Origin of the sequence: Pseudidiomarina planktonica (genome assembly GCF_900177775.1) — a bacterium.
Taxonomy (GTDB): domain Bacteria; phylum Pseudomonadota; class Gammaproteobacteria; order Enterobacterales; family Alteromonadaceae; genus Pseudidiomarina; species Pseudidiomarina planktonica.
The window spans coordinates 799677-820178 of the sequence record NZ_FXWH01000001.1; the positions used below are offsets into that span (position 1 = coordinate 799677).

Here is a 20502-nt window from a genome sequence, read left to right on the forward strand (position 1 = left end):
ACTATAACTTCTATATGCCTTTATTAGCGGTCGTATTCACTGGTTGAATGGCCGCTATACCCCTTACCCCCTTGCGGTAATCCCCCTGCCTGCTAAGTTAAAAGCTTGTCCGTTAACAGCAGGTTAACTATGAGCTTATACAATCACCACGATGTTCGCGATAACTGTGGCTTTGGTCTGATTACTCAGATTAACGGCGAGCCTAGTCATTGGCTGGTTGAAACTGCTATTACCGGGTTAGCGAATATGCAGCACCGTGGCGGTATTGGAGCTGATGGTAAAACCGGCGACGGCTGCGGCTTATTGTTAAAGCTACCGGAGGATTATTTTCGGGCGCTGGCGAGCGACCAGGAATGGTCGGTCGGTAAAAAGTTTGCGGTTGGGATGATTTTTCTAAGCCAAGACGAAGCATTGGCTGAGGTTGAACGAGAGGTTCTGGCCGAAGAGCTTCAGCGCGAAACTTTAACCGTAGAAGGCTGGCGCGACGTTCCCTTTGACGACAGCGTGTTGGGTGATGCAGCGCGAACCTCACAGCCCCAAATTGAGCAAGTATTTGTGTCAGCACCACCGGGCTGGCGAAAAAAGGATTTAGAACGCCGCCTGTATATGGCACGTCGGCGCGCAGAAAAACGTTTGCAGGCTGAGCATCCGGAGTTTTACGTGTGTTCGCTGTCGTGCCTGGTGATTGTTTATAAAGGCTTAATGCTGGCTGCCGATTTGGCGCGGTTTTACCCGGATTTAGCCGACCCTGAACTCACCACCTCTATTTGTGTATTCCATCAACGCTTTTCTACCAATACTGACCCGCGTTGGCCGCTGGCACAGCCCTTCCGATTTCTGGCGCACAATGGTGAAATTAATGCCATTCGTGGTAACCGGCAGTGGGCCCAGGCGCGCAGTTACAAACTTAGCTCGCCACTGCTGGCCGATTTACAAGACGCCGCCCCTTTTGTGAACGAAAGTGGCTCAGATTCGTCGTCGTTGGATAACATGCTGGAATTGATGCTGGCTGGCGGCATGGACTTATTCCGCGCAATGCGTTTGTTAATGCCGCCTGCCTGGCAGGGCAATCCCACCATGGCCGACGACTTACGGGCGTTTTATGAATTTAATTCCATGCATATGGAGCCCTGGGACGGACCGGCCGGTATTGTGATGAGTAACGGCCGCCACGTGGCCTGTAGTCTGGATCGCAACGGCTTGCGCCCAGCCCGCTATGTACTTACCAGCAATGACATTCTAACGGTGGCCTCGGAAGTGGGGATCTGGGACTACCAGAATGCCGAGGTGGTTGAAAAAGGCCGGCTTGGCCCCGGCGAAATGCTGGCGGTGGACACCTACAACGGCCGTATTCTGCGCAGCGCCGATATTGATCATGACCTGCAGCAACGGCATCCGTATCGCCAGTGGCTGGACAAGCACGTAACCCGGTTAGTGCCATTTCGAGATTGTAGTGCTGAGCTCATTGGGCAGCGCTTGTTTGACGACGAGCGCATGCGCACTTACCACAAGCTATTCCAATACACTCGCGAAGAACTGCAGCAAGTCATTAGCGTGCTTGCCTGTGACGGTAACGAAGCCACCGGCTCTATGGGTGATGATACCCCTATGGCGGTATTATCAAGGCAGCCACGGCAACTGTTCGATTACTTCCGCCAGCAGTTTGCGCAGGTGACCAATCCGCCCATTGATCCTATTCGCGAACGTCACGTGATGTCGTTGGCTACTTGTATTGGGCGCGAGCAAAACGTCTTTAACGAAACCTCCGGCTATGCCGGGCGGGTGGTATTTGAATCGCCGGTGCTTATGTACACCGACATGAAACAATTACGCGAACTGGATGAAGAGCACTATCGCCATGCCACTTTGTCGCTGCAATATGATCCGCTGAAAGACAACTTAGAACAAGCCATTGCCCGGCTGACGCAAGAGGCCGTGCGGCTGGTGCGCGAGCAGCAGGTGGTACTGCTCATTCTGTCGGATCGCGGCATTGCCAAAGAGTTGTTACCTATTCCGGTAGCGCTGGCGGTAGGCGCGGTACAACAGCAACTGGTAGCCGAACGGTTGCGCTGTGATTCGAATATTCTGGTGGAAACGGCAGCGGTTCGCGACTCGCATCAAATGGCGGTGCTGATTGGCCTGGGTGCAACGGCCGTATATCCGTTTTTAGTGTATGAAACTATTGAACAAATGGTTGCGCAGAAAGTTATTAACTTACCAGCCCGCGAAGCATTAACCAACTACCGCGATGGTATTAATAAAGGCCTGCTAAAAATCATGTCGAAAATGGGTATAGCCACTGTGGCCAGCTATCGAGGTGCCTGCTTATTCGAAATTGTGGGGCTTGCCGCTGAGTTGCGCTCGCGCTGCTTTAAAACGGCCCCGGCACGCATTGGTGGTGCTACTTTTACCGACCTGCAACAAGATTTACTGAAGCTGGCAAAACAGGCCTGGCTGAAGCGTCGTGATTTAACTCAGGGTGGCCTGTTAAAATATGTGCATGGCGGTGAATATCATGCCTATAACCCCGATGTAGTGACTTGCCTGCAACGGGCGGTAAATAACTCCGATCAGGCCGCTTACAACCAGTTTAAGGTGTACGTAAATGATCGTCCTATTGCACATTTACGTGACCTGTTGCACCCGCAGGCAGTAGCTAAGCCACTGGATATCAAAGCGGTTGAACCTGCAGCTAAATTATTTCAACGGTTTGATACGGCGGCTATGTCTATTGGTGCATTAAGCCCTGAAGCACACGAAGCACTGGCCCAGGCCATGAATCGCATTGGCGGCTGTTCCAATTCAGGCGAGGGTGGCGAAGACCCACGCCGCTTTGGTACGGATAAGAATTCGCGCATTAAGCAAGTAGCGTCGGGGCGCTTTGGCGTAACCCCGCATTATCTGGTGAATGCCGATGTACTGCAGATAAAAGTAGCGCAAGGTGCGAAGCCCGGCGAAGGCGGGCAGTTGCCGGGTGAGAAAGTAACCGCTGAAATAGCCAAGCTACGTTTCTCGGTGGCTGGCACCACCTTAATTTCACCGCCGCCGCACCACGATATTTATTCGATTGAAGATTTAGCTCAGCTTATTTTTGACTTAAAGCAGGTGAATCCGCAGGCGCTGGTGTCGGTGAAGCTGGTATCTGCACCAGGTATTGGCACTATCGCGGCAGGTGTAGCTAAGGCCTACGCCGATTTGATTACGGTGTCAGGTTACGATGGCGGCACCGGTGCCAGCCCACTTACCTCGGTAAAACATGCCGGTAGTCCCTGGGAACTGGGGTTAGCTGAAGTGCACCAGGCGCTGGTGATGAATAACTTGCGCCATAAAGTGCGGCTGCAGGTAGATGGCGGCCTGAAAAGCGGCCTGGACGTGATCAAAGCAGCCATTTTAGGTGCTGAGAGCTTTGGCTTTGGCACTGCGCCTATGATTGCACTGGGCTGCAAATACTTACGCATTTGCCATTTAAATAATTGCGCCACCGGCGTAGCCACGCAGGACGAGCAATTGCGCCGTGAGCACTTTACCGGTTTACCTGAAAAAGTGATTCGTTACTTTGAGTTTCTGGCCGAGGAAGTGCGGGAATGGTTGGCGAAACTGGGCGTGGAAAAACTCACTGATTTAATTGGGCGGGTGGACTTACTGGCGCGGGTGGAGGGTCAAACCTTGCGGCAGCAACAGCTGGACTTAACGCCATTACTGGCCGCTGCCGGCACTAAGTCTGAATTGCCGTTGTATTGCACTGAGCCAAACCCGTCGTTCGATAAAGGCGAGTTGAACCAGCAGCTATTGGCAGCTTGTAGCGACGCTATTAAAAGCAAACGCGGCGGCACCTGGCAGTTTCCGATTCGTAACTTCGACCGCTCTGTTGGCGCGGCCCTGGCCGGAGCTATTGCGAAGCAGCATGGTAATCAGGGCATGGCTGGCTCGCCATTAAAAATAGACTTTACCGGCAGTGCCGGACAAAGCTTCGGAGTGTGGAATGCAGGCGGTATGCACTTGCGAGTTACCGGTGACGCCAATGATTATGTCGGTAAAGGCATGGCGGGTGGGCAACTGATTCTGCGGCCGCCGGCTGACAGCAACTACCAATCCGAGCAATCTATTATTATGGGGAACACTTGTTTGTACGGGGCTACCGGCGGCAAATTGTATGCCTCGGGTTGTGCCGGCGAGCGTTTTGCGGTTCGTAATTCTGGTGCCATTGCTGTGGTTGAAGGCATTGGCGATCATGGCTGCGAGTATATGACCGGTGGTATTGTGGTGGTACTGGGTAGAATGGGTATTAACTTTGGTGCCGGCATGACTGGTGGTTTTGCTTATGTTCAGGACAGCGACGGCAAGCTGGAGCAGCGTTTAAATACGGGGCTGGTGGAAGCACTGCCGGTAAATGCACCTATTCTGGTTGAGCATTTACGTGGACTGATTAACGAGCACGTGGAAGCGACCGGTAGTAGCTACGCCAATGCCATACTTACCGACCTGGAAGCTCATTTGTCACAGTTTTATATTGTGAAACCCAAGTCGGCCAGTATCGCTGACTTGCTGGGGCACCGGGCCAGATCCACTGCTGAACTACGCGTTGAGGTAATGTAAATGAACAAGAACGTGTACCAGTTTATGGATGTACAGCGCATTGAACCGCCCAAGCGTGATCTCAAGGAACGGCAAATTTCCTTTGTAGAAATTTATCAGCCAATGCCAGAGCATCAGGTGAAAGGTCAGGCAGACCGTTGCCTTGACTGTGGTAATCCTTATTGTGAATGGAAATGCCCGGTTCATAATTATATTCCCCAGTGGCTGGAACTGGCTCAGCAAGGGCGCATTTTTGAAGCGGCTGAGCTGGCGCATAAAACCAATAGCCTGCCCGAAGTATGTGGCCGCGTGTGTCCGCAGGACAGACTCTGCGAGGGTGCCTGTACGCTCAATGACGAATTTGGCGCGGTTACTATTGGTAGTATCGAGAAGTACATTACCGATGAAGCCTTCAAGCAAGGCTGGCGACCGGACCTGTCCGAGGTTATTGCTACCGATAAAAAAGTAGCGGTCATAGGCGCAGGGCCGGCGGGCTTAGCCTGTGCTGATGTATTAATTCGTAGCGGGGTGAAACCGGTGGTGTTTGATCGCTATCCGGAAATTGGTGGCTTGCTAACTTACGGCATTCCGCCATTTAAGTTGGAAAAGTCAGTGATGCAACTGCGCCGGGAAATATTCACCGATATGGGCATTGAGTTTCGCCTTGGGGTGGAAGTTGGGCGTGATATTAAGTTTGACGAGCTGTTGCAGGAATACGACGCTGTGTTTTTGGGCATGGGTACCTACAAAGCACTGGATGGCAAACTAGAAGGCCTGGATGCAAACGGCGTAGTTGCGGCCTTGCCTTACTTAATTGGGAATACGCAACAGCTGATGGATACCGCCATGCCCAAGTATCCATTGATTGATTTAAAAGACCAGCAAGTGGTAGTGCTCGGTGGCGGCGATACCGCCATGGATTGCGTACGTACTGCAATTCGGCAGGGCGCGACCAAAGTAACTTGTGCCTACCGCCGTGACGAACAGAATATGCCGGGCTCGCGGCGCGAAGTACAAAATGCCCGTGAAGAAGGCGTTAACTTTGAATTTAATCTGCAGCCGTTGGCTCTGGAGATGGATGACAACGGAAAAGTAACCGGTGTGAAGCTGGTTAGAACCGAGCTGGGCCCTAAAGATGAGCAGGGGCGGCAACGGCCGCAACAGGTGCCAGATTCCGAGTTTGTGATGCCGGCCGATGCGGTGATTATTGCCTTTGGTTATCAGCCTGATCCGCCTGCGTGGTTACAGGAACAAAGCGTGAAATTAAGTGACTGGGGAACCGTATTGGCTGTTGGCGACAGTGAGTTTTCCATGCAAACCTCAAACCCGAAAATTTTTGCCGGTGGCGACATGGTACGCGGCGCAGATTTAGTAGTAACAGCAATTGCTGAGGGGCGCGATGCCGCCAGTGGAATTTTAGACTACCTGGGCGTTTAATCCTGGTGGTTTGCCACCAACACTTTGTAGCCATCACGAAAGGTTGGATATTGCAGTTTGTAGCCACTGGATTTTAGCTGCTTGTTGTCACAGCGTTTACTACCGCGGGAGCCAACTTCATCGGTACTGGCTAAGTTCTGATAGTCCACCTCAAGTTCTGCTGCCAGCCATTTATATACATCGGCCTGTAGCGCGGGTTCATTGTCGTTTACCAAATACAGCGGCTCAACCTTGGTTGAAGCAAACAAGTGCGCAATAAAACCTGCTACGTCATCGGCATGAATACGGTTGGTCCAGGCCGGGGTTACTGTCACTTTGGCCTCTTTCAGCCGATCAATCAGCATGGTGCGGCCGGGGCCGTAAATACCGCTACAGCGAAGAATGCTTACCTGGGCGTTACATGCGGCAATTACCTGTTCGGCCTGCAACAACATAGCGCCACTGTGCGTGTCAGGTTCGGTTGGGCTTTCTTCGGTTACCCACTGACCGTCGCGCTGACCATAAACACCGGTGCTGGAAACATAAATCAGCTGGGGCGGATTAGTGGATTGCGCCAGTACTTGTTGTAAGTGACGGCAAGGCACCACATAGCCCTGGTGGTATGAGTCCTCCGCGCCGCGGGCTGGCGTTAGGGTTACTAAAATGGCGGTGATTGCAGGTTGGCTATTCAGCAACAGGCGTTTTAAATCCTGCTCGTTGTTAGCATCACCTGCTACTAAGGTAACGCCTGGCGGGGCTTGCTTGTGCTCTGGCTGCCGGCACATGCCAATAACTTGCCAGCCTTTCGCTAACTGCTCGCGGGCAACCCGGGCAGCAATATCTCCAAAGCCAATACAAAGTAGCGTGTTAGCCATTAGCCCAACCATACATCAAGAAATAACATAACCACCAAACCAATCATTAAACCCGCCGTAGCGCGCTGATGGTGCCCACGCCGGTGGGTTTCGGGAATAATCTCATGACTGATCACGAATAACATGGCACCAGCGGCGAACACTAGTCCCCAAGGTAACAGCGGTTGCGCAATACTAACGAAGGTGCCACCAAGCAGGCCACCAATGGGCTCAACCATGCCGGTTCCGGCGGCAACAATGAATGAACGCCATTTTGAATAACCAACACTGAGTAAGCCAACAGCTACTGCTAGACCTTCAGGTATATTTTGTAAGCCAATACCCATGGCCAGCGATAAGGCAGTGGTTTCCTGACCGCTACCGTAAGCCACACCTACGGCTAAGCCTTCGGGAACATTGTGAATGGTGATGGCAAATACAAATAACCATACCCGCATAATTTGCGCATTTTCTGGCCCTTCGCGACCCATCACAAAGTGTTCGTGCGGTAGCCAGCGGTCTAACATGGCAATGGCCAGGGCGCCCAATAAAATACCTATAACGGCAATAGCCGCAGGCCAGGGGCCTTCGCCATACAGCTCGGTGGAAATATCAATGGAAGGGATGATTAGCGAGAAAAACGAGGCTGCCAGCATAACGCCCGCAGCAAAGCCCAGCAGTGTGTCCTGCGAGCGCTCGGAAGGCAGGCGCCCAAATAGAACTGGCACAGCGCCTACGGCAGTCATTAACCCGGTAATGGTACTGGCCAACAAAGCTAGAAGTATAAGATCCACTAAAATCCCTTGGTGGTTGAAAGTGCTTTATTAATACTAACTGGTATGCACTGCGTTTGGATCTGTAGTTTAGTAAAGAATCCGTATTTTATCGTTCACTACAGTCTAGATTAGGGTAAAACCTGCAAACTTTCAGTTTTTAGTCGAAGAGTGATGTAACCTAGAACTATTCTTTGGTGAGTTTAGTTACCGCTAACTTCTTATACAACAGGGCACAGTATGAATTCCCGTTATATTTGGCATCTGCATGAGTTCTTTAAGAAAGTCTGGGTACGTGTTATCAGCTTTACGGTACTGGCACTGGTGTCGGTGGTGCTGGCTCGCGTTTTATCGCCTTTTTTACCGGAAGCTATTGCCCTGCAAATTGACGAGAATACGGTGGCGGATATGCTTGGCATATTAACCTCGTCGATGCTGGCCGTAACAACCTTCTCGTTGGGTATTGCTGTATCAGCCTTTGCTGCGGCCACCCAGTCAGCCACACCGCGTGCAACAACTTTACTGCAGGAAGATCGAACCACGCAGAACGTACTAGCGACTTTTCTGGGGGCATTTTTGTTTGGCTTGGTGGGATTAATTGCACTACATGCGGAGCTTTATAATGAGTCCGGCCGGGTAGTGGTGTTCTTATTTACGGTAGCTGTAATAGGGCTGGTGGTTGTTGCTCTAATTCGCTGGATTGGGCACCTGATGAAGTTTGGACGAATGGGCGATACGCTGGACAGAGTGGAGAATGCAGCCACCGAGTCGTTAGCAGAACGACTGAAAAATCCTTATCTTGGCGGGCGCCTTTATACCGGAACTGTGGCCGACAACGCGATTGATATTCTGAGTACTGAAACTGGTTATGTTCAGCATATTGATATGCAGGAATTGCAAAAGTGTGCAGATAAAGCTGACATTGAAGTTTATGTTCGGCGCCTTACCGGAGCCTTTGTGCATTGCGGTGAAGTGCTGTTGTCGGTTACCGCCAAGTCTATTGAGGATGACAAAATAGACGCAATGCGACGTGCAGTAAGTCTGGGGTCGCGGCGCACCTTCGAAAGTGACCCGCGTTTTTGTCTGATTGTGTTAACCGAAATTGCCTCAAAAGCGTTGTCGCCGGCGGTGAATGATCCTGGTACTGCTATTGATGTGCTGGGGCGTTTGATTCGTATTCTGTCACCGTGGCAAGAAGCTAAGGACACCGAGGTTCAGTTCTCGCGTATTTTTGTGCCACCTATTACCGCGCATGACGTGTTTGAGGACGCTTTCCGACCAATTGCCCGCGATGGCGCTGCGGTGGTGGAAGTTCAAATCCGATTACAAAAAGCACTGGCATCATTGGCTGTGATAGTACCGGAAGCTTTTGAATTACCGGCTACGAAGATGTCGCAGGAGGCGCTGGTTCGAGTTAAGGAGTCATCCTGTTTGGCGTCCGACGTAGCGGCCATTGAGTCCGCGGCACAACTGGTACCGAAAGCTACCAAAGAAAAAGTCGGCAGTTCTACTATCTGATAGCGCTGTGCCAAACGGCGATCCTGCCGTTTGGTCGAACCGAAAGGGTTCTCATCAAGTTCTCACTACCCATCAAATACCAAAAAACCGCCACAGGGGCGGTTTTTTAGTATTTGGCGGAGAGAGAGGGATTCGAACCCTCGATACGCTATTAACGTATACACACTTTCCAGGCGTGCTCCTTCAGCCACTCGGACACCTCTCCGGAACGGGCGCTATAGTAGGGAAAAGCGGGGGTGGAGTCAATGCTAAACATGAATTGGACTTTGGTCTTATTGGCAAATTACGGGGTTAGGCTAGAGTAGTTGCAGTGTATTTATTGAAGAGGTACTTACTCATGAGTTATCCCGGCCACTATGCGTCGTCGTTAGAAGACCCAGAAGCCTTTTGGTTAGCCGAAGCAGCCAAGCTGGCATGGTTTGAAGCGCCCAGCCAGGCTTTGAGTAAGCACGCCAGTGGCGAGCAGCGTTGGTTTGCCGACGGTGAGCTGAACCTGTCGTATTTGGCGCTGGATGCGCATGTGGCAGACGGCCGCGGCGAGCAAACGGCGCTTATTTACGATTCACCAGTAACCCAGGTACAACAAAAATTTAGTTACCGGGAACTGCTGGAACAAGTGGCCAACTTTGCCGGTGTGTTGCGGGCGCAGGGCATTCGCAAAGGCGATAGGGTAGTTATTTACATGCCTATGATTCCGCAGGCTGCTATTGCCATGCTGGCGTGTGCGCGTTTAGGGGCGGTGCACTCGGTGGTATTCGGTGGTTTCGCCGCGCATGAGCTGGCGATTCGTATTGATGACGCTAAGCCGGCCATTGTGGTTACTGCATCTTGTGGTATTGAGGTAAGCAAAATTCTGGCATACAAACCGCTGGTAGACGCAGCTATTGAGCAAGCGAATTACAAACCGCGCACAGTGATTGTGTATCAACGCGACATTAAACCAGCTGAGCTGGATAAAGCTTACGATTTAAACTGGCAGCAGGAAATGGAAGGGGCTGAGCCGGCCGACTGTGTTGCTATGGCCGGCACCGATCCGCTGTATGTACTTTACACCTCTGGTACCACCGGGAAGCCCAAGGGCGTGGTGCGTGACAGCGGCGGTTATGCGGTTGCACTGAATTACTCTATGCGGGTGGTGTATGGCTTAAAGCCGGGCGATGTGATGTTTACCGCATCTGATGTTGGCTGGGTAGTTGGCCACTCTTACATTGTGTACGGGCCACTTATTTATGGCGCAACGTCGGTGCTGTATGAAGGTAAGCCGGTTAAGACACCAGACGCTGGCGCATTTTGGCGGGTATGTGAGGAACATAAGGTCACTGCGTTATTTGCCGCACCCACCGCATTTCGAGCCCTGAAAAAAGAAGATCCTAAAGGCGAGATGGTAAAACGCCATAACCTGACTAGCCTGAAACGCATATTTATGGCGGGCGAGCGACTGGACCCACCCACCTATGAGTGGACTCGCCAGGTAACTGGCAAACCTGTATTTGATCACTGGTGGCAAACGGAAACCGGCTGGGCGGTATGCGCCAACCCGGTTGGTATTACCGAATATCCGGTGAAACCTGGCTCGGCCACCTTGCCGCTGGCCGGCTATGACATTCGGATTTTGCGCGCTAACGGTAGCGAAGCTGACGTAGGTGAACAGGGTGATATAGCTATTAAATTACCCCTGCCACCGGGGTGTTTATACACCATTTGGGGCAATCACGAGCGATTTCAGCAGGGCTACTTTAACGAGCATCCGGGGTACTACACCTCCGGTGATGGTGGTTACAAGGACGACGACGGCTACGTGTTTATTATGGGCCGTACCGACGACGTAATTAATGTAGCCGGACATCGGTTATCGACCGGTGAAATGGAAGAAGTGATTGCTCAGCACCGGGCCGTGGCCGAGTGTGCGGTTATTGGTATTGCCGATGAACTAAAAGGGCAGGTGCCGGTAGCCTTGGTGATTACCAGAGACGACAATACTGTGGGTGAGCAGCAGTTACAGCAGGAATTAGTGGAACTGGTGCGCAGCGACATTGGCGCGGTTGCCAGCTTGAAAGTAGTGCATTTGGTATCACGCTTACCGAAAACCCGGTCGGGTAAAATTCTGCGGAAGTTACTGCGCCAGATAGCCGATGCCGATGAAACCGGTGGCGATATCAGTATTCCCTCGACTATTGATGACCCAGCTTGCGTTGAGGAGCTTAAGCAGGTGCTGCAACAACGGCCACTGTCGGCTTAAATGTCTTTGGCAGCGTCGTTATCGCTGGCGGCGCTGTCGGCATCTGCGGTTTCAGCTTTGGCGTCTTCCTGCTTCTTCGTTTGTTCGTCCGTTTGCTCTTCTGTTTTCTCGTCAATCTGGTCGGCGGGGGCTTCATCAAGATCCACGTCGCTTGGCTTGGACCAACTACGAATATGCAAATCGCGCTGTGGAAAGGGAATTTCTAAACCTGCTGCTACCAGTGCGGTATGAATTTCCCAGTTAAAGGCTGCTTTAACGGCCCCAGGGCGGTTTACTGCCTCTGGCTTTAGCCAGGCTACTAATTCAAAATTTAACGCGCTGTCGCCCATTTCCGTAAGCCACACCTGAGGAGGCCTGTGGCTGGTGCCGGTAAGCGTGTGCGGCACTTTGTTAGCGGCTTCAAGTACCGCTTCTTTTACCAGGTTCTTGTCGCTACCATAGGCAACGCCAAAAGGAATATGTACGCGGCGGTAAGTGTCGCGCATGGTCCAGTTAGTAACCCGTCCGTTCACAAATTCAGAGTTGGGCACCACAATATCAATATTGTCGTTGGTGGTAATAATGGTACTGCGAATATTGATTTCTTTAACTTCACCCGTAACACCGGATTCCAGTTCGACGAAATCTTTCACTTTCAGTGTTTTTTCAAACAACAGCATAATGCCGGCAACAAAGTTGCTAATCAGGTTTTGTAACCCGAAGCCAACGCCAATACCCACGGCACTGGCGAGTAATGCAAACTTGGTTAAATCGATTCCGAGTGACGCTATGGCCAGCACGAAACCGATCAACATAATGACGTAATGGGAGATACGCGTAAGCATATACAACGATGATGCGGCCATGCGCTGTTCACCACGGCCGTAGCGTTGTAAGGATTTGCGCGAAACGAAGGAGACTAACCAGGCCGCAATAATGATGATAACGACCTGGAGAATGCCGCCAATGGTTACACCGGTTTCATCAACACCGAATAGTCGTATCGACAAGACAGTCTGTATATGTTCCCAAACCGTCAGCGCGGTATCTTCCATCATCATGTTCCACCAGCAGAATTAAATTGTATGACTTACATTTGGCTTTGCAGGTACAGCTCCAAACCCAAACGTTCAATTAAGCCAAGCTGCTGGCGTAACCAGTAGGCGTGGTCTTCTTCCGTATCCTGTAAAATTCCGACCAGCATATCGCGGCTGACAAAATCTTCCTGCTCTTCACAGAAGTTAATAACTTCGCGAAGCGTTTTTGCATTGCCATGTTCCAGTGCTAAATCATTCTTCAGCATGTTCGGAACTTCGTTGGCAATACTGGCTGTTTCGCGGTTTTTCATGTCTGGCTCACCGCCAAGGAACAGAATCCGTCGAATCAATAAATCAGCGTGTCGGCGTTCGTCATCAATTTCATGGTTGATACGCTCATAAAGCTTATTCAGACCCATGTCTTCGTACTGACGAGAGTGCGACGTGTACTGATCGATTGAGGTTAGCTCATAGGCAAGCAGACGATTCAGCTGCGCAATAACTTGTGCGTTAGCATCCATAATGATTCCTTACAGCTTGGTTTGTAAGTATTTTTCGACACCTAGTTTATTAACCAGGCTGAGCTGGGTTTCTAACCAGTCCTGATATTCTTCCTGGCCATCTAAAATGGCAGCCAGTTGCCCACGAGTAACATAATCCTGTGCGGTTTCGCACAACACAATAGACTCGCGAATAGCTTGAATATCGGCGCTCTGAACTTTTAAGTCCAGTTCCAGCATTTCACGGGGATCTTCACCAATGTAGAGCTTGCCTAGGTCTTGTAAATTGGGTAAACCTTCCAGAAATAAAATGCGTTCGATAATCACGTCGGCGTGTTTCATTTCTTCAATGGAAGCTTTGTAGGCGTGCTCATTCAACTGCGTTAAGCCCCAACTTTTATACATACGGGCGTGCAGGAAATACTGGTTAATAGCGGTTAACTTACGGGTGAGAATACGGTTTAGTTCTTGTAAAACCTTGGCATCGCCTTTCATAAACGGGTGCTCCTGAACAAGTAAATCTTAACAACAAGATTTAAGTGTAGCACACCGCCGTTGGCAACAAAGTGTTATCTAAAAAGCGCTTATTGCGTTCGGTTAAAGCTTCACCAAGCACATCTTTTGCACATTGCTTACAACAGCCACACTGACTTGCCACGCCGAACTCCTGGCGGAGTTCACGCATTGATGTCACACCCTGGTCAACAGCTTCACGAATGGTGTGGTCAGTAACGCCTTTGCATAAACAAACGTACATAGTAGCCCTCACTTGCAATAGAAATTAAGTCTAATACAAATGAGAACAGTTATCAATATTAAGAAGTTGGTTTTTTTATGTTCAAAAGCTCGTCGAGCTGCCGATGGGAATTACCCGGAAAATATCGCCACTGACTTGCTGTTTGGCACGAGCGGCAGCAATGTCATCAAGTGTTTCCTGCAGTCCTTCTGCAGCCAGTTGATAGGTGGCGAAATGCATCACCACCGACTGCTTTGCCTGCAAGTCCTGATGTAACTTCATGGCATCGGCCGGGCTGGTGTGTTGTGGTTGCATAAACCACTCGGGTTGATAGGCGCCAACCGGAACCAGCGCTAAGTCGACCGCACCTAAGCGCTCGCGTATTTGGTTAAACTGAATGTTGTTGTAGCCGGTGTCGCCTGCGAACCAAACTCGCTTCTTGCTGGCGCTGTCTTCAATGTACCAGCTCGCCCACAGGCTCTGCATACGATCAAATAGTGATCTTGCTGACCAGTGCTGGCTGGGTGTGGCGGTAAACGTCAGACTATCAATTTTAATTTGCTGCCACCAATCTGCACTCTCGATATTTGCCGCCGCAACACCTTGCTCCAGCAGCCAGTCCGATAGTCCTAACGGGACTAAAAACTTAGGCTGGCGTGGCTGCTTGGCTAAAGCCTTAATAGTCGCTTCATCTAAATGGTCGTAATGATTGTGAGAAATAATCACTACATCAATTTGCGGTAATTGTTCTGGTGTTAACGGTGGTTCAGACAAACGTTTGGGCCCGGAAAAGGAAACTGGTGACGCGCGGTCGGTTAAAATTGGGTCAGTGACAATGCGCTTGCCGTTCAATTCAATAATAAACGAGGCGTGGCCCAGCCAGGTTAAACGCGGCTGTGACGGAATAGTCTGAAAGTGATCGGCAGCTAGTGGTTGTTGCGGGATCAAACCCACTTCTTGTTCCTGGTCAGCCCACTGGTCATCGCCAAACAAACGCATTTTAAAAAAGTCGAGTGCGTTTTTATCAATTTCATCGGTATGGGGATTGCGAAAGCCGTGTTCGCCATAATGCGCTGGTAGTTCCTTATTCTGATAGTTTGCGCGCAACATACTGTAATTGCTGCTGCAGCCGGTGACGTAGATAATCACCAGTGCCAATATCAGAATGAGTAATACCAACAACAGCTTCTTTCGCATGGTTTTTCGCTCGCTACAAATTGGTGAATCAGGTGAATACCAGTAATTTTACGCACAGTGGCAACAAGCAGATGACAGGCTTTACACATTTTTATATACTAGCCGGGTCTTGGGGGAGTAGTCGCTTAATTACCCAATTAAGACACACATCAACATAGTTGAACTTAACTAAGAACGGTTCATGGTGTGTGTATCCGAAGTTCGGACTGACGAGACTTAAGGCTTAGCGCATCTGCTGTAGGGCAGGGGTGGGCTATGCCTTAGTGTTCACAGTCTGCCCTCAACGAGTCAAAAATGGATGCTTTTCTCTCGTCAACCCTGGCTATTGCAATAGCCGAAGTGGGCGACAAAACACAGTTGTTAGCTTTATTACTGGCCGCGCGGTTTCGTCAGCGAGGCGCGATTATTGCTGGTATTTTTATTGCCACTTTGGTTAATCACGCGCTGTCGGCATGGCTGGGGCAGTGGTTAAATGACTTTATTCCGGCACTTTGGTACCCGTATATTATTGGTGGGATTTTTATTCTGCTGGGGCTGTGGTTATTGGTGCCAGACAAAGAAGAGCCGGTTGCTACTGGTATATTCCGTTATGGTGCCTTTGTGTCGGCACTGGTGCTGTTCTTTATTGCCGAAATAGCAGACAAAACACAGGTTGCCACCGTAGTTTTAGCCGCCAAATACGACAATTTTACCATGGTAGTGATGGGCTCGACCTTAGGTATGTTAATTGCCAATGTACCTGTGGTTTTTGCCGGCCGTTGGTTATTAAAACGCATTCCTATGACTTTAATTCATTACAGCGCCTGCGCACTATTTATTGGGTTGGGCGTTGCCACTATGGTGTGGGGTTAGCTGCAGGCATAAAAAAGGGCTGTCATATAGAGCAGCCCTTTTTGGTCAACCTGACTTGCGCCTAAACAGTAACGACGGGCGCAAAGCCGGTTTTTAACAGGTAGAGCGTGTAACCTACGTAACACAGAATAAAAATAGCTCCCTGCCAGCGGTTAATGCGGCCCTGACGACGCCAGCGGAAGGCAAACACCGCCAGTAAAATGGTGAGTACGAACATGGCAATCCAGTCGCGACTTAATACCAGAGGCTCCAGCGAGATTGGGTGAATGGCACCGGCAATACCAACTACTGCCAGGGTATTGAACATGTTCGAGCCAATAATATTACCCAGCGCTAAATCGTGTTCATTCTTGCGCACGGCGGCAATGGAAGACGCCAGTTCAGGCAACGATGTACCTATAGCGACTACGGTAAGTCCGATAACCAGGTCACTTACGCCCAGCGTCACGGCTATTTCTACGGCGCCCCAAACCAGTATGCGCGAGCTAACTACCAACAATATCAAACCAACGATCAGCCAGATAACAGACGACTTGATGGACTGATTGCCAGCTTCATTTAGCGCCTGCTCGTATTCTGCGCCCAGCACGTCGTCTTTGCTGCGCATGCCTTGCCAAATAGACCAGCCAATATAAATCGCGAATACCACCAACAACACGATGGCTTCTAAGCGGGTAATTTGTAGGTCCATCAGTTGCCAACCCACCAGCAGCGTGGCCATCAGCAGCAACGGCATTTCTTTGCGCAACACGCCAGACGCTACGGTAATAGGCGCCAATACGGCGGTAATACCTAACACTAAGGCGATATTGGTAATGTTTGAACCGTATGCATTTCCCAGTGCGAGCCCCGGGTTGCCTTGCAGTGACGCTAATGCCGACACCACCATTTCCGGTGCCGAGGTGCCAAAACCAATGATAACCATACCCACTAATAGGGGAGCCATGCCGAAGTAACGGGCGGTTGCAGCTGCACCTGCAACGAATTTATCAGCACTCCAAACCAGTAGCGCAAGACCAACAATAACGGCAACAGCAGCAAGTAACATTGATTTCCCTTCGTAAACGGTGAATTTGTCGCTATTCTAGGGCAAGGTTATTCGATTGTGAATCACTCAACGCAAAAGAGAGTAGAAGTATGAGCACCACACAGCGACCAGAGTTTATGATTGATAGCTGGGATTTCACCCAGCACCCGGCGCAGGAGATTACGTCTGACTTTAACCAGAGCGAAAAGGCGTGGTTTCATGTGCAGCGCGATGTCGAGGGTGTGAGTGACTGGCTGCTAACGTGCGGCGTACCAGAACCACTGGTAGACGCCGTGCTCACCGAAGACACTCGACCGCGGTTTGATCGTATAAAAGACGGTTTCTTATTGATTTTACGGGGCGTGAATTTAATTACTGGTGGTGCGCCGGAAGACATGCTGAGTTTGCGTATACTGTATTACAAAGGGAACATTTATAGTTTCCGCCGGCGGCCATTTAAAGCGCTGCAGGTTATTCGCGAGCGGCTGCATGACCAGCAAGGTCCGGAAACCCTGGACGATTTGTTGGTGATGATGATTGAACAGCTGAATGTGCGCATTGAGGAGTTACTTGATGTAGCCGAAGAGCGACTGGAAATTCTGGAGTTGGACGAGCTGCACGACACTTCGAAAAGTCAGCAGCAGCTAACGGCCTTGCATAAGCGCTTACTGCGGCTCAGTCGTTTTATTCGTCCGCAAGTAGCGGCGCTGGACAAATTAGCTGTTGATGCCAGCAAATGGATGGATACCGAATTACATCAATGGCTGTTAAACGAACGCGATACGACACAGCGGTTGCTGGAATCACTGGACATGATGCTGGAGCAAATCTGGATGCTGCGCGAGCATTTGCAACAAGCCGTGGCAGAAAAGATGAACCGTAATACCTACTGGCTTTCCATGATTGCCGGGGTGTTCTTGCCTATCTCGTTTTTAACCGGGGTGTTCGGTATTAACATTGGTGGCATGCCTGGCGTGGATGACGACAATGCGTTCTGGATTTTCTGTTCGGTGCTGGCCGGTATTGCCTTCTTCGAATTCTTACTACTACGCCGATTGCGCTTCTGGTAAGGGTAACGGACTAGCCTGATTACCCGGCAATTCGCAGTGATCGGCTGCAAATACTACCAGATGATCAAATTCCGGGCGTAAGCCAATTTTGCTACCGACGCTGAGCTGCTCATGGGAGGGGCTCAGGGTCAGAATTTCAGTACCATCGGGTAAGCCAACGCCGTATAAATTGTGTGCGCCCCGGAAGCCACGCGAAGTAATAGTGGCCTGCAATTTACTGTTCGGATCTATCACTACATCGTCGGGCCGCACCAAAAAGCTTACTGGCGTGCCGGCAGGATAGTGTTGTAGTGACTGATGCTGCAACATACCTAAAGGGCTGGCTAATGAGCCCGGGGCATTTACAATGCCGCTGAGCAACACGCCGTGACCAATAAAGTCGGCCACTAGTTGATGACTGGGTTGGTGATACAACTGGTAGGGCGTTTCCCATTGCAGCAGTTCCCCCTGATACATCATGCCGGCTTTGTCGGCCATGGCGAAGGCTTCCTGCTGATCGTGGGTAACCAGCAAAGCGGTAATATTTTCTTTCTTCAGTAACTGGCGTACTTCCAGCGCAAGCTTCTCGCGTAGTTCGGCGTCGAGGCTGGAAAACGGCTCATCCAGTAACAGCAATGCCGGCTTAGGTGCCAGCGCTCGCGCGAGCGCCACGCGTTGTTGCTGACCGCCGGACAATTCATGCGGGAAACGGTGTTGATAGCCAGGCAGACCAATGTGCTCAAGTAATTCGTTCACCCGGGCTTCGCGCTCGGGCGCGGCTAATTTACGTAAGCCAAAAGCAATGTTGTCGGCCACATTCAGGTGCGGAAACAGCGCAAAGTCTTGAAACACCATGCCCACTCCGCGGCGCTCAGGTGCCAACCTTGTTTTCGGGTTAGACACAATACGGTCGGCAATGCTAATGCTACCTTGAGTTAAGGTTTGGAACCCGGCAATAGCCCGCAACAAGGTGGTTTTGCCACAGCCACTTGGGCCCAGCAAACAGCCAATATCGCCTGCTTGCAGACTCAGATTTACGTCCTTAACAACGTTATGCTGACCTAATTGTACGTGAACGTGATCAAGGTGTAACAGGGCCAAGTTCGTGCTCCTTTAAAACCACATGCTGTGACGCCAACATGGCGCGCGACAGTAAAATAACGGGGATAAGCCCAACCATAACCATCATCAATGCTGGCGGACCGGCGTCGGCTAGACGCTCGTCGCCGGCCATTTCATAGGCGCGCACCGCCAGCGTGTTAAAATCGAACGGGCGCAGCACTAAAGTTGCTGGTAGTTCTTTTAACACATCTACGCCCACCAGAATAATTGCCGTTAAGATGCTGGTGCGTAGCAGTGGAAAATGCACTTTACGCAGCACCTGTGGTGGTTGGTACCCTAAAATTTGGGCCGACTCGTCCATGCTTGGACGAATTTGGGCTAAGCCAGCGCTCACGGTTTGCAGGCTGACACTTAAAAAGCGAACCGTGTAGGCAAACAATAATGCCACCAGGGTGCCGGAAAATAGTAATCCCGGATTCCAGTTAAACCAACTCTTAGCGACCGCTATTAAGCCGGCATCTAACGCCGCCAACGGCAGCATAACGCCCACGGCAATAACGATGCCCGGAATGGCATAGCCCATGCCGGCAAAGCTTACCGTAGCGCGAATCGGACGGGTCGGGAACTGGCGTTTTCCGTAGGCCAGCCATAGCGCCAGTAGCACGGTAATAATAGCGGCAATAAACGCCAGCATCAGGCTATTAAATGCCAGGCCCCAGAAGTCGGGCTGGGTCCACACTTGCCAGCGATCCAATGACCAGGCGGCCAGTTGCAGCGCGGGCAGTATAAAGCCAAGGGTTAGTGGTAGCGCGCAAGCGGCGGTCGCTAACCAGGCTTTGCTTCCGGTTAATTGAAATGGCTGTGCCTGACGCTGACTGCTTTGCTCATAGCGGGCGTTTTGCCGCGACCAGCGCTCAATCATAATCAGTGCAATTACGGCAACCAGTAGCATGGCCGCTAACTGCAAGGCGCCCTGTAAATCACCAAGCCCGTACCAGGTACGGAAAATACCAGTGGTGAAGGTGGTCACCCCAAAATACTGCACAGTGCCGTAGTCGGCTAAGGTTTCCATTAAGGCTAAGGTTGTACCGGTAACCATAGCCGGACGCGCCAGCGGTAACGCTAGTCGCCAGAAGCTTTGCCACGGGGTTAGGCCGAGTGAACGGCCGGCTTCCATAGTGGCGGTTGATTGCTGTAAAAACGCGGCACGGGTAATTAAATACACATAAGGGAAGAGTACTAAACTAAGCACCATAACCGCACCGGCAATACTGCGGATTTGCGGAAACCAGTAGTCGCCGTAGCCCCAGCCGGTGAAGTCGCGTATCGCGCTTTGCAGTGGCCCGGAAAAGTCCAGCATGCCGGTGTAGGTATAGGCCGTGATATAGGCGGGCATGGCCAGTGGTAACAGCAGTGCCCATTGGAAATAGCGTTGTCCGGGAAAACGACAACAGGTAGTTAACCAGGCGGTACTTACCCCGAGTGTCATGACGCCAATGGCAACGCCGGCAAGCAGGATTAGTGAATTACGGATGTACTCAGGTACGACCGTTTGCCAGAGGTGGCTAAGGGTGCTGTGGTCGCCACTGAGCAGCAGTTGCAGCGCGGCATAGGCCACCACAAACAGCGGCAGTCCGAGTAAGACTGCCGTTGCCATTAAACTGCCTTTGCGCCACCACTGCCGCATG

At 51.1% G+C, this 20502-nt stretch carries 16 protein-coding genes, 1 tRNA gene and 1 riboswitch; of the genes, 6 read left to right on the forward strand and 11 right to left on the reverse strand.

The genetic code is table 11. The features are described from left to right. Positions 1-129 precede the first annotated feature (129 nt). Positions 130-4596 carry a glutamate synthase large subunit gene (gltB, locus tag CCE91_RS03765; protein WP_086433914.1) on the forward strand — a complete coding sequence of 1489 codons (4467 nt, stop codon included), beginning with the start codon at positions 130-132 and terminating at the stop codon, positions 4594-4596. Beyond that, on the forward strand, positions 4597-6012 hold the full coding sequence (locus CCE91_RS03770) for an FAD-dependent oxidoreductase (protein WP_086433915.1): 1416 nt from the start codon (positions 4597-4599) through the stop codon (positions 6010-6012). It abuts the gene before it with no gap. On the opposite strand, the gene CCE91_RS03775 is transcribed toward CCE91_RS03770, so the two are convergent. Further along, on the reverse strand, positions 6009-6866 hold the full coding sequence (locus CCE91_RS03775; protein WP_086433916.1) for an SDR family oxidoreductase: 858 nt from the start codon (positions 6864-6866) through the stop codon (positions 6009-6011). The two genes, CCE91_RS03770 and CCE91_RS03775, sit on opposite strands and share 4 nt — an antisense overlap. Then, entirely contained in the window at positions 6866-7639 is a 774-nt protein-coding gene (locus CCE91_RS03780; RefSeq protein ID WP_234996254.1) for a ZIP family metal transporter, read from the reverse strand. The genes CCE91_RS03775 and CCE91_RS03780 overlap by 1 nt, the downstream gene beginning before the upstream one ends. 219 nt (positions 7640-7858) lie before the next feature. Here CCE91_RS03780 and CCE91_RS03785 point away from each other — a divergent pair, with 219 nt between their 5' ends. Next, positions 7859-9136: a DUF2254 domain-containing protein gene (locus tag CCE91_RS03785; protein WP_086433917.1), complete on the forward strand. Its 1278-nt coding sequence runs from the start codon at positions 7859-7861 to the stop codon at positions 9134-9136. A 114-nt stretch (positions 9137-9250) separates the two neighbouring features. Here the strand turns inward: CCE91_RS03785 and CCE91_RS03790 are convergent. Beyond that, a tRNA-Ser gene (locus CCE91_RS03790) sits at positions 9251-9341 on the reverse strand. A gap of 132 nt (positions 9342-9473) precedes the next feature. Between CCE91_RS03790 and CCE91_RS03795 the strand changes: the two genes are divergently transcribed. Further along, positions 9474-11375 (forward strand): acetate--CoA ligase, encoded by a 1902-nt coding sequence (locus tag CCE91_RS03795; RefSeq protein WP_086433918.1) that lies wholly within the window; start codon positions 9474-9476, stop codon positions 11373-11375. On the opposite strand, the gene CCE91_RS03800 is transcribed toward CCE91_RS03795, so the two are convergent. The 5 genes from CCE91_RS03800 to CCE91_RS03820 all read right to left on the reverse strand — a co-directional run bounded on the left by CCE91_RS03800 (position 11372) and on the right by CCE91_RS03820 (position 14824). Then, positions 11372-12415 carry a mechanosensitive ion channel family protein gene (locus tag CCE91_RS03800; protein ID WP_086433919.1) on the reverse strand — a complete coding sequence of 348 codons (1044 nt, stop codon included), beginning with the start codon at positions 12413-12415 and terminating at the stop codon, positions 11372-11374. The two genes, CCE91_RS03795 and CCE91_RS03800, sit on opposite strands and share 4 nt — an antisense overlap. A 29-nt stretch (positions 12416-12444) precedes the next feature. Beyond that, positions 12445-12912, reverse strand: coding sequence for a bacterioferritin (gene bfr, locus CCE91_RS03805; protein ID WP_086433920.1), 468 nt, complete (start codon positions 12910-12912; stop codon positions 12445-12447). Between the two features lie 9 nt (positions 12913-12921). Continuing rightward, a complete protein-coding gene (gene bfr / locus CCE91_RS03810; protein WP_086433921.1) occupies positions 12922-13386 on the reverse strand; it encodes a bacterioferritin in 465 nt (154 codons plus the stop codon). Positions 13387-13426: 40 nt separating this feature from the next. After that, positions 13427-13648: a bacterioferritin-associated ferredoxin gene (locus CCE91_RS03815; protein ID WP_086433922.1), complete on the reverse strand. Its 222-nt coding sequence runs from the start codon at positions 13646-13648 to the stop codon at positions 13427-13429. A gap of 81 nt (positions 13649-13729) precedes the next feature. Further along, positions 13730-14824: an MBL fold metallo-hydrolase gene (locus CCE91_RS03820; protein WP_086433923.1), complete on the reverse strand. Its 1095-nt coding sequence runs from the start codon at positions 14822-14824 to the stop codon at positions 13730-13732. A gap of 98 nt (positions 14825-14922) precedes the next feature. Beyond that, positions 14923-15106, forward strand: a riboswitch (yybP-ykoY riboswitch). A 12-nt stretch (positions 15107-15118) separates the two neighbouring features. Here CCE91_RS03820 and CCE91_RS03825 point away from each other — a divergent pair. After that, entirely contained in the window at positions 15119-15676 is a 558-nt protein-coding gene (locus tag CCE91_RS03825; protein WP_086433924.1) for a TMEM165/GDT1 family protein, read from the forward strand. 61 nt (positions 15677-15737) lie between these two features. On the opposite strand, the gene CCE91_RS03830 is transcribed toward CCE91_RS03825, so the two are convergent. Continuing rightward, the gene (locus CCE91_RS03830; RefSeq protein WP_086433925.1) at positions 15738-16724 is read right to left on the reverse strand and encodes a calcium/sodium antiporter; all 987 of its coding nucleotides are present in this window, start codon (positions 16722-16724) and stop codon (positions 15738-15740) included. Positions 16725-16813: 89 nt separating this feature from the next. On the opposite strand from CCE91_RS03830, the gene CCE91_RS03835 reads away from it, so the two are divergent. Further along, the gene (locus CCE91_RS03835) at positions 16814-17773 is read left to right on the forward strand and encodes a zinc transporter ZntB (protein WP_086433926.1); all 960 of its coding nucleotides are present in this window, start codon (positions 16814-16816) and stop codon (positions 17771-17773) included. On the opposite strand, the gene CCE91_RS03840 is transcribed toward CCE91_RS03835, so the two are convergent. Both CCE91_RS03840 and CCE91_RS03845 read right to left on the reverse strand, forming a co-directional pair. Then, the gene (locus CCE91_RS03840; RefSeq protein ID WP_198678010.1) at positions 17750-18847 is read right to left on the reverse strand and encodes an ABC transporter ATP-binding protein; all 1098 of its coding nucleotides are present in this window, start codon (positions 18845-18847) and stop codon (positions 17750-17752) included. The genes CCE91_RS03835 and CCE91_RS03840 overlap by 24 nt on opposite strands. Next, on the reverse strand, positions 18834-20471 hold the full coding sequence (locus tag CCE91_RS03845; RefSeq protein ID WP_234996255.1) for an ABC transporter permease: 1638 nt from the start codon (positions 20469-20471) through the stop codon (positions 18834-18836). The genes CCE91_RS03840 and CCE91_RS03845 overlap by 14 nt, the downstream gene beginning before the upstream one ends. Positions 20472-20502 lie beyond the last annotated feature (31 nt).